Below are 16,434 nucleotides of genomic sequence, written 5' to 3'. Positions count from 1 at the left end.
TCCAGATCGCTTGCGCAATGCTATGGATGCGGTGAATGTCGATTCAGCCTAGAGCGGTTCGGCGTTTCATGGAATCGCCGAGCTGCTCTAACCCTCACGTAGCTCCGGACGGAAAGCCGCTGCTTCCTGGAATCGCTCTGGCGATCAAGTATCCGCCAGATCCCCCAGCGAGTCGATCAGGGGCTGAATCTCGCTCTCGTAATTCTTCCAGCGCTTTACCGACGACTTGTAGATTGGCTGGCGAACCTGCCAGCGACTGGGCGTGGTGACCGCCCCTTCCCTATCGAAGAAGCGCAAGCATGCGTCATCCCAAGGCAGGCCGAGATGATCGATGAGCCGGCGCGACTGCGCTTCCTGATCCTCCACGAGCGTCTCATAGCGATTCTCGAAGATGCGGCCCGGGAAAACCTCGTTCCAGTGACGCATCAAGCGGTCATATTCTCGATAGTACAGGCCGAGGGCCCGTAAGTCCGCATTGTAGCTGTGCGCCGAGCTGAAGGGCAGCACATAGCATGACACGCAATTGTCGATGGCATCGCGGCGGCAATGAACGATGCGCGCATTGGGGAACAGAAGGGCGATAAGACCAATCAGTTCAAAATTGTGCGGCTGCTTGTCGACGACGCGGAGCGCAGCAGGCGCCCTCTCCCTCAGGTAAGACAGATGCTCTTCGCCCAGCATCTTGGTCAGTTCCGGCGTGAGGGTATTGACGGGCTCGGTCAAATCTCCAGCGGACGTCTTGAGGCCGATCGCGTTTGCCACCCGCCTTAGTTTGGAGAGCTCTCCCGCACCATGAACCTGGGGATGACTGGCCAGGATCTGTTCCGTCAGCGTCGTTCCGGAACGAGGCATGCCAACCACGAACACCGGGAGATCGGAAGGGTTGCCAAAACCGGACGCGGCGGCAAACAGGCCCGGCGTGAAGGTTTCAATCGTAGCGTCTATGAAACGACGATACTGATCGATGTCGAACTTGTAGCCTTCGGCCTGCTTCGCCTTCTTGAAATGGTCGAATGCTTCCGCGTAGCGCTTGAGGTCGTTCTCCACTTTACCTGCGGCGTAGTTGAGACTCGCCTTGGCCTCCGGTTTAAGTCCCGGATTGCCAAGTTCGCGAAGGATCGATTCGAGCTCCGCGGGCTCCTCGGAAAACTTTCGACTCTGCACGAGGTCGTAATAGGCAGCCGCCACGTCGACGCGGCGTTCGATCGCCTCTTTGAGATAGATGCCGGCCTCGTCCATGCGCCCAAGGCCAGTGAGCGCAGCGGCCATCCCGATCCGTGCCTTGGGGTGATCGCGGTTGACTTTCAGCGCTCTATCATAGAGCGGCAAAGCGAGGTCCGGTTTGTCGAACTCGGTATAAACGCGCCCCAGGGCACAAAGGGCCTCTACAAGATCGGGCTGCACCTCCAGGGCATACTGGATGTGCTTGATCGCAGCCGAGAATTCGCTCAGCCTGCCATAGGCCTCACCGAGGCTCAGATGATAATAGGCATTTCTGGGCTCCTCGCCGACCGCGCGCGCAAAATAGCGCAGCGCCGCCTCGTCGTCGTAACCCAGACAAACGGTGCCCATGATGTAGAGCGCCAAGGGATGATTTGGCGTTCGCGCCAGCACCTCAAAGCACAGGTCTTGGGCCTCGGCCAGCCGTTTGGCCTGCTGGTGCTCATAGGCCTGCTTCAGCAACTGGTCGTCGGCCCGCGTACTCGCGAAGGGATTTGCCGTCGTCGGACTTGGCTGGGGCGAGCGGGGTTTCGGCGCGGGAGCGGATTTGAGGTGCTTTGCCCAGGCGGGCGGCAGACGATTGTTCATCGAACCTCGCTAGCAAAAAGCCACGCGGGAATCCAGCCTTCGGCGATATCGGCAAGCTTGCGCCCTTCCAGCCGCCACGCTAGCAAGAAGTCCCAATTTTCAGCGAGCCCTTGCCATGCATCAGCGCCCTCCCCTCACGCCGGTCGTCGGAGCGCTTCCCACCACGGTGCCGTTCGTCGGACCGGAGGCGATGGAGCGCGAGCGCGGGCGGCCTTTCCGCGCCCGCATCGGCGCCAATGAAAGCAGTTTCGGCCCCTCGCCGCGCGTCATCGCCCGCATGGAAAGCATCGCCCGCGACATGTGGATGTATTGCGACCCGGACAATTTCGACCTGAAGGTCGCTGCGGCAGCTCACCACAACGTGAAGGTCGAGAATGTGGTCGTTGGCGAAGGCATCGACGGCCTGCTTGGCCTGGTTGCGCGCATGTATGTCGCGCCCGGCGACGCCGTGGTGACCTCGCTCGGCGCTTATCCCACCTTCAATTTCCATATCGCCAGCGTCGGCGGCCGCCTGGTGACGGTGCCCTACGCCGACGACAAGGAAGACCTTGACGGGCTTCTCCGCGCGGTCGAGCGCGAAAAGGCGCCGCTCGTCTATCTCTCCAATCCGGACAACCCGATGGGCAGTTGGTGGGAGGCGCCGGACGTCATCCGCTTTATCGAGGCGCTGCCGCAAACCACCATGCTGGTGCTGGACGAAGCCTATGGCGAACTTGGCCCCGCCTCGGCGCTGCCGCCGATCGACGTCTCTCGACTGAACGTCGTCCGCATGCGCACCTTCTCCAAGGCCTATGGGCTCGCGGGCATACGCTGCGGCTACGCGCTGGCCGAGGAGGAAGTGATCCGCGACTTCGAGAAGATCCGCAACCATTACGGCGTCAGCCGTATGGCGCAGATCGCCGGCGTCGAGGCGCTTGCCGACCAGGATTATTTGAAATCAGTCGTGGAACGCGTGGCCGCCGGGCGGCGGCGCATTGCGGCGATCGCCGAGCAGAACGGGCTGAAGCCGCTGCGGTCGGCGACCAATTTCGTCACCATCGACTGCGGCCAGGACGGCGCCTTCGCGCTCAAGATCATGCAGGCGCTGCTCGCCCGCGACGTCTTCATCCGCAAGCCGATGGCTCCTAGGCTCGACCGCTGCATCAGGGTCAGCGTCGGGCTCGACCACGAGCTCGATATATTCGCAGAGGAATTGCCGGGAGCGCTCGCAGTAGCGCGCGGTAATTAACGGGCGGACAACAGCACCGGAACCGTTGCCTTTGCCGCGCGCTGTGCCAGATTCGGCATGAAGGGCGGGCCGAAGGCATGCAGGGCAAGCAAAGAGCGGTACGGGTGCGCATCTCCGGCAGGGTGCAGGGCGTCAGCTACCGGGTGTGGACGCGCGGCGAAGCTGTGCGCCTCAGGTTGAGCGGCTGGGTCCGCAACGAACGCGACGGTTCGGTGGCGGCACTCATCGCCGGCGACGACGCCCAAGTAACAGCCATGATCGAGCGGTTCTGGCAGGGGCCACCGGGCGCCGCGGTCTCGAATGTAGATGTCGAGGAAGCCTCCAGCGACGCGCCTGTCGACTTCAGGATTATCGCTTAGGCAGGTGCCTCCCCTCGAAGAAGAGGCCAGGCCTTGAATTAATTGAACGTTCGTTTTATTAATATCCAAGCTGGGACGAAACATGGCACGCACCACGGGTTCCGACGGAGAAAAGACCGAAGCGGCCGTCCGCGAGGCGGCGGTGAACCTGATCGCGCGCCTTGGTTACGAGGCGATGTCGATGCGCCAGCTGGCGGCGGAAGTCGGCGTGCAGGCCGCGGCGCTCTACCGCTACTTCCCGACCAAGGAAGATCTTCTGTTCACCTTGATGCGCGAGCATATGGAAGGCCTGCTCCAGGCATGGGACGCGGCACGGCCGGCGAGCGCCGACCCGGTCGCAAGGCTCGCGGCATATGTCGAAAATCACATTGCCTTCCACATCGAGCAGCGCCACGGCACTCATGTCTCCAACATGGAGCTGCGCAGCCTTTCGCACGACCGGCTGACGCAGATTCTCAGGATGCGCACCACCTACGAGAAGGAGCTGCGCGCGATCTTGCGTGACGGCGCTGAAGCCGGCGTCTTTCAGGTCGAGGACACCGGCCTCACCGCCATGGCGCTGATCCAGATGATGACGGGCGTCATCGTCTGGTTCCGGCCGGGCGAGCGGCTGTCGATCGCTGAAGTCACCACCACATATCTTTCCATGACAATGCGGCTCGTCGGCGCAAAGATCGACGCCAGGGAGGTAGCCCATGTACACCAATACGCTAGGCTTCGGGCTTGACGCAGACATCGAGGCGCTGCGCGACACCGTGCGGCGCTTCGCCCAGGACAGGATCGCGCCGATCGCGGCTGAAATCGACCGCTCCAACGAATTCCCCGCGCATCTGTGGGGCGAACTCGGCGCGCTTGGCCTGCTAGGTATCACTGCCGACCCTGATTTCGGCGGCACCGGCATGGGCTATCTCGCCCATGTCGTGGCGATGGAAGAGGTTTCTCGCGCATCCGCCTCGGTCGGCCTTTCCTACGGCGCGCATTCCAATCTCTGCGTCAACCAGATCAACCGCTGGGCGACGCCGGCGCAGAAGGAAAAATACCTCCCTGCCCTGTGTTCAGGCGAGCATGTCGGCGCGCTGGCGATGTCGGAGCCGGGCGCGGGCTCCGACGTGGTGTCGCTCAGGCTACGCGCCGAAAAGCGCAACGACCGTTATGTGCTCAACGGCTCGAAAATGTGGATCACCAACGGCCCCGACGCCGCAACGATGGTGGTCTATGCCAAGACCGATCCCGAGCGCCATTCGCGCGGCATCACCGCTTTCATCGTCGAAAAGACGATGGCCGGGTTTTCGGTGGCGCAAAAACTCGACAAGCTCGGCATGCGCGGCTCCAATACAGGCGAGCTGGTGTTCGAAAATGTCGAGGTGCCGTTCGAAAATGTCCTGCATGAGGAAGGCCGCGGCGTCGAGGTGCTGATGTCGGGCCTCGACTACGAGCGCACGGTGCTTGCCGGCGGCCCGATCGGGCTGATGGCGGCGTGTCTCGACGTCGCAATTCCCTACGTGCATGAGCGCAAGCAGTTCGGCCAGCCGATCGGCTCTTTCCAGCTGGTGCAGGGCAAGCTCGCGGACATGTATTCGACGATGAACGCCGCGCGAGCCTATGTCTATGCGGTGGCGGCCGCCTGCGATCGTGGCCAGACCACCCGCAAGGACGCCGCCGGCTGCGTGCTTTTCGCCGCCGAGAAGGCAACGCAGATGGCTCTCGACGCCATCCAACTGCTCGGCGGCAACGGCTATATCAACGACTATCCCACGGGCCGTCTGCTGCGCGACGCCAAGCTCTACGAGATCGGCGCCGGCACCAGCGAGATCCGCCGCTGGCTGATCGGCCGCGAGATCATGGCAGAGGGAGTGTGAGCTACTTCAAAATGCCAACGCTACCGCACTATCTCGAAAGAATTGTGAGCGCGATCACTTCGATTTCGCTCTTCGCATTCGTAGCGGCAGCGCATTCTGGCACGCCGGCATTCAAGGATATCGAGGCGCTGCGGACCGAGGTTATCTCGCGGCTGAAGGTAGACGGCCGCGTCAAAGCGGTTACGCCTGACCCCGCCGATCCGGCCCGTCTCAGCGTAACGACGGTACACTCGGGCAAAGACCGCAATCTTGAGGTCGATGTCACCAACCTATTGGGCCGCCTTCGCCAACTGCCTCCCGAGGAAGTCGAAACCGAAATCCGGCGCTTCTTGAACGTTCTAGTTTTGACCGATACCGACAGAAGCTTCGACGCCGAACACCTGATAGCGAACATTCGACCTCGCGAGCATCTTGATGCCTTCAAAGGCGACGCCGCGCCCGAGAAGGGTCCTGCCTACGAGGAGCTCGCTGGTGACGTCGTCGTCCTTTACCAGATCGATGGGGAGGACTCTCTCGACAGCGTGCCGATGTCCGCCGTCGGAAGTCGTTCCCTCGCACAACTTCGCCAACTTGCCATGGCGAACATCGACAAGCAGATATCCAAGGTCAGACAGGAGAGAATTCGCGAAGGCATATCCATCTTCACTGTTGAAGGTGATGAAGCGATCTCGCCTGCCCTTCTGCTGACTGACAAATTCTGGGCTCTGCTCGAACTTCAATTCCCTGACGGCGTCGTCATAGCCATCCCCCGGCGCGACGCGATTTTTGTCTTTGACAAGCGTCTGCCGAAGGCGATTCACATAGCCCGCACCTTGATCGCCAAGGTTTTTCGAGACGAGCCCGACCTTCTATCCGAATACGTCTTCGAGCGGCGAAACGGCACGTTGCAAATCGTGGCCGAGCAATAGGGATCGACAATGGCCACGCTGCAAACCCAGATATCACCCTCCTCCGAAGCCTTCCGAGCCAATGCCGAGCGGATGCGCGCGCTCGTCGCTGACATTTCCGACAAGGCGGCGGGCATCGAGCGCGGCGGCTCGGACGAAGCCCGCCAGCGCCACGTATCGCGCGGCAAGCTGCTGCCGCGCGAACGACTGGCGCAACTGCTCGACACCGGTTCGCCCTTCCTCGAGGTCGGCCAGTTCGCGGCATGGTCGATGTATGGCGAGGACATCCCTTCGGCCGGCATCATCACCGGTGTCGGCCGCGTCGAGGGCCGGGAGGTGATGGTCGTCGTCAACGATGCCACCGTGAAAGGCGGCACCTATTATCCGCTGACGGTGAAGAAGCACCTGCGCGCGCAGGAAATCGCGCTGCAGAACAATTTGCCCTGCGTCTACCTGGTCGACAGCGGCGGCGCCAACCTGCCCAACCAGGACGAGGTGTTCCCCGACCGCGAGCATTTCGGCCGCATCTTCTACAATCAGGCCAACATGTCGGCCGCCGGCATCCCGCAGATCGCCTGCGTCATGGGCTCCTGCACGGCGGGCGGCGCCTATGTGCCGGCGATGTCGGACGAGACGATCATGGTGCGCAACCAGGCGACCATCTTCCTCGGCGGCCCGCCGCTGGTGAAGGCCGCGACCGGCGAGGATGTCAGCGCCGAGGAACTCGGCGGCGCCGATGTCCATACCAGGCTTTCAGGGGTAGCCGACCACTACGCCATGGACGACGAGCATGCCCTGGCCATTTGCCGGCGCATCATCCGGAACCTCAACCGGAACAAGACGGTAGACCTCAATCTGCAGAAGCCGATTCAACCGCTTTTTGACCCGCGGGAACTCTACGGTATCGTGCCGACGGACCTGCGCCAGCCCTATGACGTGCGCGAGGTGATCGCGCGTCTGGTCGACGGCTCGGAGTTCGACGAGTTCAAGCAGAACTACGGCACCACCCTGGTCACCGGCTTCGCGCATCTTCACGGCATGCCGGTGGGCATCCTCGGCAACAATGGCGTGCTGTTTTCCGAAAGCGCGCTGAAGGGCGCCCACTTCATCGAGCTCTGCTGCCAGCGCGGCATTCCGCTGGTCTTCCTGCAGAACATCACCGGATTCATGGTCGGGCGGAAATACGAGGCGGGCGGCATCGCCAAGGACGGCGCCAAGCTGGTGATGGCGGTGGCAACCGCGAAGGTGCCGAAGCTCACCGTCATCATCGGCGGTTCCTTTGGCGCCGGCAACTACGGCATGTGCGGCCGCGCCTATTCGCCTCGCTTCCTGTGGATGTGGCCGAACGCCCGCATCTCGGTGATGGGAGGCGAGCAGGCGGCAACCGTGCTTGCCATGGTCAGGCGCGAGGGCATCGAGCGCAAAGGCGGGCAATGGAGCGCCGACGAGGAGGCAAAGTTCCGCAAGCCGATCCTGATGAAATACGAGCATGAGGGCCACCCGCTCTACTCTTCCGCGCGGCTTTGGGACGACGGCATCATCGATCCTGCCAGGACGCGCGACGTGCTGGCGCTCAGCCTCTCGGCCACGCTCAATGGCGGCTTCCAGGAGACGAAGTTCGGCGTGTTCAGGATGTGACGATGAGCGCTCCCGGCGACAGGATCCGCATTCACACCGGCGACATAACGAAGCTCGCCGTCGATGCCATCGTCAACGCCGCCAATTCCTCGCTGCTCGGTGGCGGGGGCGTCGACGGCGCCATCCATCGCGCGGCCGGGCCGGAACTAGTCGCCGAATGCCGCATGCTTCATGGCTGCAAGACCGGCGACGCCAAGCTGACCAAAGGCTACCGGCTGCCGGCGCGCCATATCATCCACACGGTCGGGCCGGTCTGGCAAGGCGGCAGTAAGGGCGAGGCCGGGCTGCTTGCCTCCTGCTACCGGCGCTCGCTCGAAATCGCCAGCGCCCATGACTGTCGCACGATTGCTTTCCCGGCAATCTCGACCGGCATCTATCGTTTCCCGAAGGATGAGGCGACAGATATTGCTGTCGGCATCGTAAGTGGCTTCCTGCAGCAAAACATGCGGCCTGCAGTCGTTACTTTCTGCTGCTTCGACGACCGGGATGCCGAACTATACAGGCTGGCAATTGCTGACCTCGGGGAGCGCTGAACTTATGGATCAAAACATTTTTCTTCACTGCGATGCCCGAATTGCTCGCCCCGAACTAGCCTTTGCGGATAACGTGCGTTATTGCTTGTCCTGCATCGGGCAGTTGGGGTTTAGCAGATATGATCCTGAAATACCGCCGCAAGTCAGCGGCCTCTATACTTGCGGCACTTCTAATGTTTGCGGCATCGGGCGCAGAGGCGGCCGGCTCGCTCGCCGGCAAGGAGGGCGACGTGCGCTACGCGGTCACCATTCCGACCGGAACCATTGGCGGATGCGGCAAAGCATACGCGGCATACTTGGCGGCTTCGGGCCATTCGGCCTTCGCCGCAACGCCGATTGTGCCGGCAATCGAGTATTTTATTTGTGGCGCAAGATTGAACGCGCCTTCTCAGAAGGCGGCCGAAGATCTGGCGTTGAAATCCTGTCGGGCCAGCAAAAGCAAATACAAGGTCACTGTCGCCGGCGACTGCAGCATCGCTGCATCCAAGTAAGCGACGGGTCGGGGCTTTTCACCCGGGAGGGGTTGAATGAAATCCACAACCATCAAACGCATTGCGGCATCGATGCTGGCTGGTATGCTCGTGCTGTCGAGTTTCACCATCGCGTTGGCGGGCTCACTGGCGGGCAGCGTCGGCGACAAGCGCTTTCCGCCGACTTTGTCGCTCGATCCCAAACAGCCCTGTACCAAGGCCTACAATGCCTATGTCGCGGCAAACGGGCATTCGGCCTATGCAACGACGTTCTATTCGCGCGTCGTCGACCTTTACATCATTTGCGGTTCGAAACTGAACGCGCCTTCCCAGAAGGCAGCGGAAGACGTGGCGATGCAAAGCTGCATGGCCGGCCTGAAGAGGTTGAAAGTCAGGACTGCAAGCGGCGGCTGCGCGATCGCGGCTTCGAAGTAACCATCAAGCGGCAGCTCTGGCCTTGCCAAGAGGAATTGAATGAGATTCGTAAGCATGAAGTCAGTGGCTGCCTCGATGATGGCGGCGGCACTCGTTTTGGCGGCGCCGGGGATCGGCACGGCCGGCTCGCTCTCAGGAAGCGAGGGAGCCAAGCGCTTTCCGCCGCCCCTGGCGATGAATCCCAAGGATCAATGCAGAATTGCCTACAATGCCTATGTCGCGGCGGGCGGCCACTCGGCCTATGCAACGACGTTCTATACGCGCGTCAGGGACCTTTATGTCGTCTGCGGCAAGGCGCTCAATGCGCCGTCCCAGAAGGCCGCGGAGGATCTCGCGATGCGCAACTGCCAAGGCGGCCTGAAGAAGTGGCGACTGAACACGGCGAGTGGCGGCTGCTCCATCGCGGCGTCGAAATAGGCCGACGCCTGCTGGACCGGCGCCGCCCAAGCCAAAACCGGGAGGCTCCATGTTCGGCAAGATCCTGATCGCCAATCGCGGCGAGATCGCCTGCCGCGTCATCCGTACCGCCCGCAAGCTCGGCGTGCGCACTGTAGCCGTCTACTCGGATGCAGACGCCGGCGCGCTGCATGTCGAGATGGCCGATGAGGCGGTGCATATCGGCCCCTCGCCTGTCGGCGAAAGCTACCTGCGCGGCGACAAGATCGTTGCGGCAGCACTTGCAACGGGCGCGGAGGCGATCCATCCCGGCTACGGCTTCCTGTCGGAAAACCCGGACTTCGTCGACCAGGTGACGGCGGCTGGGCTCGTGTTCATAGGCCCATCCGCGGCTTCGATCCGCGCCATGGGGCTGAAGGACGCCGCCAAGCGGCTGATGGAGAAAGCCGGCGTTCCAGTGGTACCGGGCTATCATGGCGAAGCACAGGAGATCGTGCTGCTCGCCTCCAAGGCGCGCGAGATAGGCTATCCTGTGCTGATCAAGGCGCGCGCCGGCGGCGGCGGCAAGGGCATGCGCCGCGTCGATCATCCGGACGATTTTTCCGAGGCGCTGTCCTCGGCACGACGCGAGGCCAAGGCCGCCTTCGGCGACGACCGCGTGCTCGTCGAGAAATATGTCGACAAGCCGCGCCATATCGAAGTGCAGGTGTTTGGCGACAATTTCGGCAATGCCGTGCATCTCTACGAACGCGACTGCTCGGCGCAGCGCCGCCACCAGAAGGTGATCGAGGAAGCACCCGCCCCTGGCATGACGCCGGCGCTGCGCAAGGCGATGACGGAAGCGGCGGTTAAAGCCGCCCAGGCGATCAGCTACTCAGGCGCGGGCACCATCGAGTTCATCGTCGATGCCTCGCAGGGCCTCAAGGCCGACCGCTTCTGGTTCATGGAAATGAACACGCGGCTCCAGGTCGAGCATCCCGTCACCGAGATGGTCACAGGCATCGATCTGGTCGAATGGCAGTTGCGCGTCGCCTCCGGAGAGAACCTGCCGAAGACGCAGGCGGACATCGCACTGTCGGGGCATGCCTTCGAGGCGCGCATCTACGCCGAGGACGCGGCCAAGGGCTTCCTGCCGGCGACCGGAACGCTGCATCACCTCAAATTTCCCGAGGCAGCCCCCGAAAAAGCAGCCATGCGCGTGGAAACCGGCGTGCGCGGTGGCGATGCGATCTCGCCTTTCTACGACCCGATGATCGCGAAGCTCGTGGTGCACGCCAACGACAGGACAGCGGCGCTCGCGGCGCTGAGCGAAGCCCTTGCCCGAACCGAAGTGGCCGGCTCGACCGTCAACACCGCGTTCCTTGCGGCGCTCGCAGCCGACGTCGATTTCGCGGCTGGCGATGTCGACACTGGCCTGATCGGAAGGCATCAGGAGGCGCTCGTCGCAATACCCGCGCCGAGCGACGAAACGATCGCGGCGGCGGCGCTGGCAGCGACCGATGCGGGCGCGCCGGGCGCGGCCACCGATCCGTGGTCGACGCTTGCCGGCTACGCGCATTTCCACACGCTCTCGCGCCGCACCCGGCTGCGCTATGGCGAGGAGAACATCCTGGCGCGCATCTCGGCGCGTTCGGACGGGCGCTTCCAGGTGGTGCTGGAAGCGCCGCATGACGCGATCAATTCCCACGACCTCAGGATCCTGCCACGCACCGCCCGCTGGCCAGGCCACGTCACCGTGTTCGAGGGCGCGGTCGGTCACACCTTCGCCGTGCCCGATCCGCTCGCCAAGGCGGACGAAGCCGGAGCAGCCTCGGGGAGCCTGCGCGCCCCAATGCCGGGACTGGTGAAGCTGGTGCGCGCGTCGGCGGGTGACACCGTGAGCAAGGGCCAACCGCTGCTGATCCTCGAGGCGATGAAGATGGAGCATACCATCGCCGCCCCGCACGATGGCGTGATCGCCGAGATCGCGGCGGAAGGCGCACAGGTCAGCGACGGCACGGTATTGGTGCGGTTCGCCGAGGACGGCCAGGCATGATCGGCCTCGACGGCCGCCTGCTCACTCGGCGATCGAACGAATGACCCGCGCAGGATTTCCGCCGACAAGGGTGTTCGGCGGGACGTCTCTTGTGACCACCGAACCCGCGGCAACGACCGAATTCTCCCCCACTGTCACGCCGCCGATGATGGTGACACCGGCAGCGATCCAGACGTTCCTTTCGATCACGATAGGTCTTGCGGTGACGAAGGCGCGGCGCTCGGAAGGAGCGATGGGATGGCCTGAAGTGATGAGACTGACATTCGGCCCGATCATCACATCGTCGGCAATATCGAGCCCGCCGAGATCGTAGAAGGTGCAGTTCTGGTTGACGAAGACGTTGCGCCCGACACGGGTGTCCAAACCGCCGGTCGCGTAAAATGGCGGTATCAGGAGGAAGCTGGCGTCCACCTCCTTGCCGATCATTTCGCTGAACAGGGCGCGCACTTCATCGGCGTCGTCATATGTCAGAAGGTTGAGCCTGGCAGTGATCGCCATCGCTCGTTTGACGTTTGCCGTCATGGCCGCCGATTCCGGTGTTCGCCTGGGAATTATCCTGGTGCGACCATCGCTCGCCATTTTCGAATCCTTCCCACTCGATTTCGAGTGTAGCCATGAGGCCGGCCAAAATGAAAATGGCCGGGACGAGCCCGGCCATTTCCTAAACTGGAAAGAACCGATTACGGCTTGATCGGCGCGTATTTGCCGTCATGCCACTGGTTGATGTCGTAGCTCGCGTTCTTCAGGTCGCCCTTCTCGTCGAAGATGACGTCGCCGACGACGGTGCTGATCGGCTTGCCGTCCTTCAGCGCGGCGGCCACCTTGCCCGGATCGTCGGTGCCGGCGCGCTTGACGCCTTCGGCTACGGCCTGGATCACGGCATAGGAGAACAGCGTGAAGCCTTCCGGCGTGAAGCCGCCCGCCTTGATCTTGGCAACGGCGTCCTTGGCTTCCGGCTTGGCCTGCGGGTCAGACGGGAAGACGAACATGGTGCCTTCGCCGGCCGGGCCGGCAACCTGCCAGAATTCCGGCGAGGCGATGGAGTCCGGCATGATCAGCTGGAACTTGACGTTCTGCTCGGCCGCCTGGCGCAGGATGAGGCCGGCTTCCGGGTGATAGCCGCCGAAATACACGACGTCGGCCTTGAGTTCCTTCAGCTTGGTGACGAGGGCCGAGTAGTCCTTCTCGCCGGCATTGATGCCTTCATAGTCGACCTCCTTGAGGCCTCCGGCATTCATCGTCGCCTTCACCGCATCGGCAACGCCCTGACCATAGGCGCTCTTGTCGTGCAGGATGACGATGTTCTTGCCAGCGTACTTCTTGGCGATCCACGGACCGATGAAGGCGCCCTGCGCGTCGTCACGCGTGTAAAGGCGCATGATCGTCGGCCAGCCGGACTTGGCGGCGGCGTCGGTCAGCACCGGGTTCGACGAAGCCGGGCTCATCATCAGCGTGCCGGCCTCGGCATAGACGGCGGAAGCCGGAATGCTCGAGCCCGAGCAAGCATGGCCGTCGACGAACTTGACGCCGTTGGCGACGATGCGGTTGGCGACCGAGACAGCCTGCTTCGGATCGCACTGGTCGTCCTCGATGTCGAGCTTGATCTTGGCGCCATTGACGCCGCCAGCAGCGTTGATGGCGTCGGCCGCGGCCTGCGCGCCCTGCTTGAACTGGTCGCCGATGGTGGCGAGCTGGCCGGTCATCGGGCCGACCACCGCAATGGTGATGTCGTCGGCGAAGGCAACCGGTGCGCTCATCATCAGGCCCAATGCGGCCGCGCTCAAAATACCCAATTTTTTCATGACTATAAGGACTCCTCCACTTGCGCGCGGCCGCCCGGCCGCGCTTGTTCCAGAGAGCCGGGACAATTTCACCCTTCGCTGGAGCTGTCGAGAGGACAATATGCCCGGTTTTGGTTCATTTTGACGGGGATTGCTTGGGCCACACCAGCGCGGAACCCGCGCCCGCCTGGGTTGTAAAACGCAAAAGCCGCGCCGGCCTTGTCCCGGCCGGTCGCGGCTTTTTGCCATCGAGCTTCCCCGGCGCCCCCGCGCCCGAATCCGCTCGCTTCCCTGTTTTTGGTCTTGTTAACCGGCCGTCTTTTCGCGGCCTTGTCCCCTGAAGACTTTCGAGCGCCGGTCCCGCAGGATCAGTGCATCGTCATCCATTCGCGTGCTTCGCGCAGCGCCTTGGCGATGTCGGCCTTCGACATCGTAGCCGAAAGTTCGGAGCGCAATTCCGCGGCGCGGACCGAGCCCTTGATGGCGGCGATGTTGAACCATTTGTGGGCGGCGACGACGTCGGTCTCGCAGTCGCGGCCGGTCGCATACATCATGCCCAGTTCGAAAAGAATGTCGGCCTGGGCAGTTGCCCCCATGGCGCCGAAGCCGGCTTCGAGCATTTCAAAACGTGCCATTTCAATCCCCTGTCTGGCTCCCGAGAGCTGCCTCCTTCTGTCCCTTGATTTCCCTCGGGGCGGGCTGCTCTTTCGATGCTTTTGAGGATGAGGCTTGGCCTTGAATCCGTCGTTAAATGGCGTGCTTAATTTGAAGAAAACAAAGCTAAAACAATAGGTAAATGCGAAAATTCGTTAAGCATAGGAACCCAGCAATTCAGCCGATTTGAAGAAAATTCGACGAAAATTTCGGCTGCCGACTTCAAGACTTCGCTAACCACGGAAACCGAAGCACTCTTCGCCATCCGTTCATTTTCCAGTGGCGCGTCGCGCCAAAATCCTTGCAACCTTCCCCGGCGGCACCGCTTTTGTTTTGGCGGCCCCTGGATTAGCTTACGTTTGCGTAAGGGGCTGAGAGGCGGGAGCGAGCCCACCGAACCCAATAGGGAGGACAATGATGTTTCGAAAAGTGAGCCTGGCCTTTGCGGCCACCCTGATCATGGCAAGTGCCGCGCTGGCGGACCCGATCGAAGGCAATTGGAAGACGCAGGCCGGCGATACCGCGGCCATCGGCGGCAGCGGCACATTCTCGATCACGCTGAAGACCGGCAAATATGCCGGTAAGACCATCGGTTCGCTGAAGGCCACCGGCGACAACAAATATGCCGGCAACATCACCGACCCGTCGAACGACAAGACCTATTCCGGCAAGGCGACGCTGTCCGGCACCTCGCTCAAGATGAGCGGCTGCGTGCTCGGCGGCCTGATCTGCAAAAGCCAGACCTGGCACAAGCTCTGATCGCCGCACAAGAGATACGATGAAAACGGGGCCTGAGCGGCCCCGTTTCTCGTTAGAGCGCTGGTCCGGCACGTGAAGGCCGAGGTACTTTCAGGACCGCGATCCAGCTCAAGCCGCACGTCAATCATTTTGAACGGCAGATGAATACCGGTCTCAGGACCGGTTCAGAGGCGTTCGGGCATTCTTCCCGCCATCCAAGGAGAGGGATCAATGCTAGCCCGTCGCTTCACCATCGTCTGCCTGCTGATGAGCCTGTTCGGGATGTTCTTCGCAATCCTGGTGGCCGAGGCCAGCCATCCGGCGCGCCCGTGGGACGGCGCCAGCTCCTGCCAGTTCGGCTGCGTGAACCATTCCAGCCGCTGAAACAGCCAATCCTCAAACCGGGGGAACGAAAAGCCATGAACCGCACCGCCACAAGCGCCTTCAAGGCCCTTCGGCTCCTGCCGAGGGCCGCGCTCATCCTGACGCTGCTTGCCGCGCCGGTGCTGGCGATGCCGATGATGCGCGCGGAGGCCGGCTCCACGATCGAGGCGCCCGCGCCGAAGAAGGCCGGCGTCGGTTTCGTGCTGCTGATCAGCCTGCAGCGCGCATAGGGCGGTCAAAGAAAAAGCGTCGCAGGGCCAGCTTCGCGTCCGCCTCCCCCTCCCAAGCGCTCTTCCAAATCTCTATATTGAGCCATGGAAAAGCGAATCTACCCCCAAGCCATAGAATCGGTCGTCATGCCGGAACCCTTCGGCAGGGAGGATTTCCATGACGCCAGAAAGGCTGTCGCGGCGCTGCAGGCGCTCTACGACCGCAACACCAAATTCCTGCGCGATTCCTTCGCGGCGCTCGCCGCTGGCGGTGACGACACCAGGCGCTACCGGGCCTTCTATCCGCAGATCGGCGTCACCACGACCTCGTTCAGCCAGGTCGACTCCCGCCAGGCCTACGGCCACATGCCGACGCCGGGCAATTTCTCCACCACGATCACCCAGCCGCTGCTGTTCGAGAATTACCTGATCGAGCAGTTGAAGCTCATCATGCGCAATCACGGCGTGCAGGTGACGGTCTCGGAATCGACCACGCCGATCCCGCTGCATTTCGCCTTCCTGGAAGGCGCCTATGTCGACGGCGCGGCTGCCGAGCGGATCAAGCGGCCGATCCGCGACCTATTCGACGTGCCGGACCTCGACGGCACCGACGACCAGATCGCCAACGGCACCTTCGAGGTGGCGTTCGGCGAGCCGCGGCCGCTGGCGCCGTTCACGGCGCAGCGCATCGACTACTCGCTGCACCGGATGACGCATTACACAGCGACGAGCCCGCAGCATTTCCAGAACTTCGTGCTGTTCACCAACTACCAGTTCTATATCGACGAGTTCGTGGCGCGCGCCCGCGACCTGATGGAGAATGGCGGGGGCGGCTATACCGAATTCGTCGAGCCGGGCAATGTCGTGACCCGGGCCGGAGGGGCCGCGCCGAGCGAAGGCTCGCCGCCGCAGCGCCTGCCGCAAATGCCCGCTTATCACCTGAAGAAGCCAGGTCATGGCGGCATCACCATGGTCAATATCGGCGTCGGCCCGTCCAACGCCAAGACGATCACCGACCA

The 16,434-nt window shown here is 62.6% G+C and carries 19 protein-coding genes; 15 read left to right on the top strand and 4 right to left on the bottom strand.

Annotation, left to right across the window (positions count from 1 at the left end; all coding sequences use genetic code 11):
• Positions 1-144: 144 nt before the first annotated feature.
• Positions 145-1,809: a sulfotransferase gene (locus tag Q0L57_RS23940; RefSeq protein ID WP_296745535.1), complete on the bottom strand. Its 1,665-nt coding sequence runs from the start codon at positions 1,807-1,809 to the stop codon at positions 145-147.
• Between the two features lie 115 nt (positions 1,810-1,924).
• On the opposite strand from Q0L57_RS23940, the gene Q0L57_RS23935 reads away from it, so the two are divergent.
• The 11 genes from Q0L57_RS23935 to Q0L57_RS23885 all read left to right on the top strand — a co-directional run bounded on the left by Q0L57_RS23935 (position 1,925) and on the right by Q0L57_RS23885 (position 11,649).
• Entirely contained in the window at positions 1,925-3,037 is a 1,113-nt protein-coding gene (locus Q0L57_RS23935; protein WP_296745534.1) for a pyridoxal phosphate-dependent aminotransferase, read from the top strand.
• A 77-nt stretch (positions 3,038-3,114) separates the two neighbouring features.
• Positions 3,115-3,396: an acylphosphatase gene (locus tag Q0L57_RS23930; RefSeq protein WP_296745533.1), complete on the top strand. Its 282-nt coding sequence runs from the start codon at positions 3,115-3,117 to the stop codon at positions 3,394-3,396.
• Positions 3,397-3,478: 82 nt separating this feature from the next.
• Entirely contained in the window at positions 3,479-4,123 is a 645-nt protein-coding gene (locus Q0L57_RS23925) for a TetR/AcrR family transcriptional regulator (protein ID WP_296745532.1), read from the top strand.
• Positions 4,092-5,255, top strand: a complete 1,164-nt coding sequence (locus tag Q0L57_RS23920) for an isovaleryl-CoA dehydrogenase (protein ID WP_296745531.1) — start codon at positions 4,092-4,094, stop codon at positions 5,253-5,255. The genes Q0L57_RS23925 and Q0L57_RS23920 overlap by 32 nt, the downstream gene beginning before the upstream one ends.
• Entirely contained in the window at positions 5,252-6,163 is a 912-nt protein-coding gene (locus tag Q0L57_RS23915; RefSeq protein WP_296745530.1) for a hypothetical protein, read from the top strand. The genes Q0L57_RS23920 and Q0L57_RS23915 overlap by 4 nt, the downstream gene beginning before the upstream one ends.
• 9 nt (positions 6,164-6,172) lie before the next feature.
• Positions 6,173-7,780, top strand: coding sequence for a carboxyl transferase domain-containing protein (locus Q0L57_RS23910; RefSeq protein WP_296745529.1), 1,608 nt, complete (start codon positions 6,173-6,175; stop codon positions 7,778-7,780).
• A 2-nt stretch (positions 7,781-7,782) separates the two neighbouring features.
• Positions 7,783-8,313, top strand: a complete 531-nt coding sequence (locus Q0L57_RS23905; protein ID WP_296745528.1) for an O-acetyl-ADP-ribose deacetylase — start codon at positions 7,783-7,785, stop codon at positions 8,311-8,313.
• Positions 8,314-8,432: 119 nt separating this feature from the next.
• Entirely contained in the window at positions 8,433-8,804 is a 372-nt protein-coding gene (locus Q0L57_RS23900; protein ID WP_296745527.1) for a hypothetical protein, read from the top strand.
• A gap of 36 nt (positions 8,805-8,840) precedes the next feature.
• Complete coding sequence (locus Q0L57_RS23895; RefSeq protein ID WP_296745526.1) at positions 8,841-9,218, top strand: hypothetical protein; 378 nt, start codon at positions 8,841-8,843, stop codon at positions 9,216-9,218.
• 39 nt (positions 9,219-9,257) lie between these two features.
• Positions 9,258-9,635, top strand: coding sequence for a hypothetical protein (locus Q0L57_RS23890; protein ID WP_296745525.1), 378 nt, complete (start codon positions 9,258-9,260; stop codon positions 9,633-9,635).
• A 49-nt stretch (positions 9,636-9,684) separates the two neighbouring features.
• Entirely contained in the window at positions 9,685-11,649 is a 1,965-nt protein-coding gene (locus Q0L57_RS23885) for an acetyl/propionyl/methylcrotonyl-CoA carboxylase subunit alpha (protein ID WP_296745524.1), read from the top strand.
• A 21-nt stretch (positions 11,650-11,670) separates the two neighbouring features.
• On the opposite strand, the gene Q0L57_RS23880 is transcribed toward Q0L57_RS23885, so the two are convergent.
• From Q0L57_RS23880 to Q0L57_RS23870, 3 genes are all read right to left on the bottom strand, one after another.
• The gene (locus tag Q0L57_RS23880) at positions 11,671-12,171 is read right to left on the bottom strand and encodes a sugar O-acetyltransferase (protein WP_296745523.1); all 501 of its coding nucleotides are present in this window, start codon (positions 12,169-12,171) and stop codon (positions 11,671-11,673) included.
• 158 nt (positions 12,172-12,329) lie between these two features.
• Positions 12,330-13,451 (bottom strand): ABC transporter substrate-binding protein, encoded by a 1,122-nt coding sequence (locus tag Q0L57_RS23875; protein ID WP_296745522.1) that lies wholly within the window; start codon positions 13,449-13,451, stop codon positions 12,330-12,332.
• A gap of 347 nt (positions 13,452-13,798) precedes the next feature.
• Positions 13,799-14,065 (bottom strand): sel1 repeat family protein, encoded by a 267-nt coding sequence (locus Q0L57_RS23870; protein ID WP_296745521.1) that lies wholly within the window; start codon positions 14,063-14,065, stop codon positions 13,799-13,801.
• 436 nt (positions 14,066-14,501) lie between these two features.
• Here Q0L57_RS23870 and Q0L57_RS23865 point away from each other — a divergent pair, with 436 nt between their 5' ends.
• The 4 genes from Q0L57_RS23865 to Q0L57_RS23850 form a co-directional block, all read left to right on the top strand.
• Entirely contained in the window at positions 14,502-14,843 is a 342-nt protein-coding gene (locus Q0L57_RS23865) for a DUF2147 domain-containing protein (RefSeq protein ID WP_296745536.1), read from the top strand.
• Positions 14,844-15,053: 210 nt separating this feature from the next.
• A complete protein-coding gene (locus Q0L57_RS23860) occupies positions 15,054-15,206 on the top strand; it encodes a hypothetical protein (protein WP_296745520.1) in 153 nt (50 codons plus the stop codon).
• Between the two features lie 35 nt (positions 15,207-15,241).
• A complete protein-coding gene (locus Q0L57_RS23855; RefSeq protein ID WP_296745519.1) occupies positions 15,242-15,436 on the top strand; it encodes a hypothetical protein in 195 nt (64 codons plus the stop codon).
• 126 nt (positions 15,437-15,562) lie between these two features.
• Positions 15,563-16,434, top strand: an 872-nt coding sequence (locus Q0L57_RS23850; protein ID WP_296745518.1) for an AMP nucleosidase, incomplete at its 3' end; no start/stop codon positions are given.

The organism is Mesorhizobium sp. (assembly GCF_024509055.1).
In the GTDB taxonomy this organism is placed as follows: domain Bacteria; phylum Pseudomonadota; class Alphaproteobacteria; order Rhizobiales; family Rhizobiaceae; genus Mesorhizobium.
The sequence above is the reverse complement of the archived record's forward strand: the minus strand, read 5'-3'. Positions and strand labels throughout refer to the sequence as shown.

Coding starts and splice junctions, on each gene's coding strand:
- Q0L57_RS23940 (WP_296745535.1), bottom strand. CDS start 1,809: ATGAACAATCGTCTGCCGCCCGCCTGGGCAAAGCACCTCAAATCCGCT.
- Q0L57_RS23935 (WP_296745534.1), top strand. CDS start 1,925: ATGCATCAGCGCCCTCCCCTCACGCCGGTCGTCGGAGCGCTTCCCACC.
- Q0L57_RS23930 (WP_296745533.1), top strand. CDS start 3,115: ATGCAGGGCAAGCAAAGAGCGGTACGGGTGCGCATCTCCGGCAGGGTG.
- Q0L57_RS23925 (WP_296745532.1), top strand. CDS start 3,479: ATGGCACGCACCACGGGTTCCGACGGAGAAAAGACCGAAGCGGCCGTC.
- Q0L57_RS23920 (WP_296745531.1), top strand. CDS start 4,092: ATGTACACCAATACGCTAGGCTTCGGGCTTGACGCAGACATCGAGGCG.
- Q0L57_RS23910 (WP_296745529.1), top strand. CDS start 6,173: ATGGCCACGCTGCAAACCCAGATATCACCCTCCTCCGAAGCCTTCCGA.
- Q0L57_RS23905 (WP_296745528.1), top strand. CDS start 7,783: ATGAGCGCTCCCGGCGACAGGATCCGCATTCACACCGGCGACATAACG.
- Q0L57_RS23900 (WP_296745527.1), top strand. CDS start 8,433: ATGATCCTGAAATACCGCCGCAAGTCAGCGGCCTCTATACTTGCGGCA.
- Q0L57_RS23895 (WP_296745526.1), top strand. CDS start 8,841: ATGAAATCCACAACCATCAAACGCATTGCGGCATCGATGCTGGCTGGT.
- Q0L57_RS23890 (WP_296745525.1), top strand. CDS start 9,258: ATGAGATTCGTAAGCATGAAGTCAGTGGCTGCCTCGATGATGGCGGCG.
- Q0L57_RS23885 (WP_296745524.1), top strand. CDS start 9,685: ATGTTCGGCAAGATCCTGATCGCCAATCGCGGCGAGATCGCCTGCCGC.
- Q0L57_RS23880 (WP_296745523.1), bottom strand. CDS start 12,171: ATGACGGCAAACGTCAAACGAGCGATGGCGATCACTGCCAGGCTCAAC.
- Q0L57_RS23875 (WP_296745522.1), bottom strand. CDS start 13,451: ATGAAAAAATTGGGTATTTTGAGCGCGGCCGCATTGGGCCTGATGATG.
- Q0L57_RS23870 (WP_296745521.1), bottom strand. CDS start 14,065: ATGGCACGTTTTGAAATGCTCGAAGCCGGCTTCGGCGCCATGGGGGCA.
- Q0L57_RS23865 (WP_296745536.1), top strand. CDS start 14,502: ATGTTTCGAAAAGTGAGCCTGGCCTTTGCGGCCACCCTGATCATGGCA.
- Q0L57_RS23860 (WP_296745520.1), top strand. CDS start 15,054: ATGCTAGCCCGTCGCTTCACCATCGTCTGCCTGCTGATGAGCCTGTTC.
- Q0L57_RS23855 (WP_296745519.1), top strand. CDS start 15,242: ATGAACCGCACCGCCACAAGCGCCTTCAAGGCCCTTCGGCTCCTGCCG.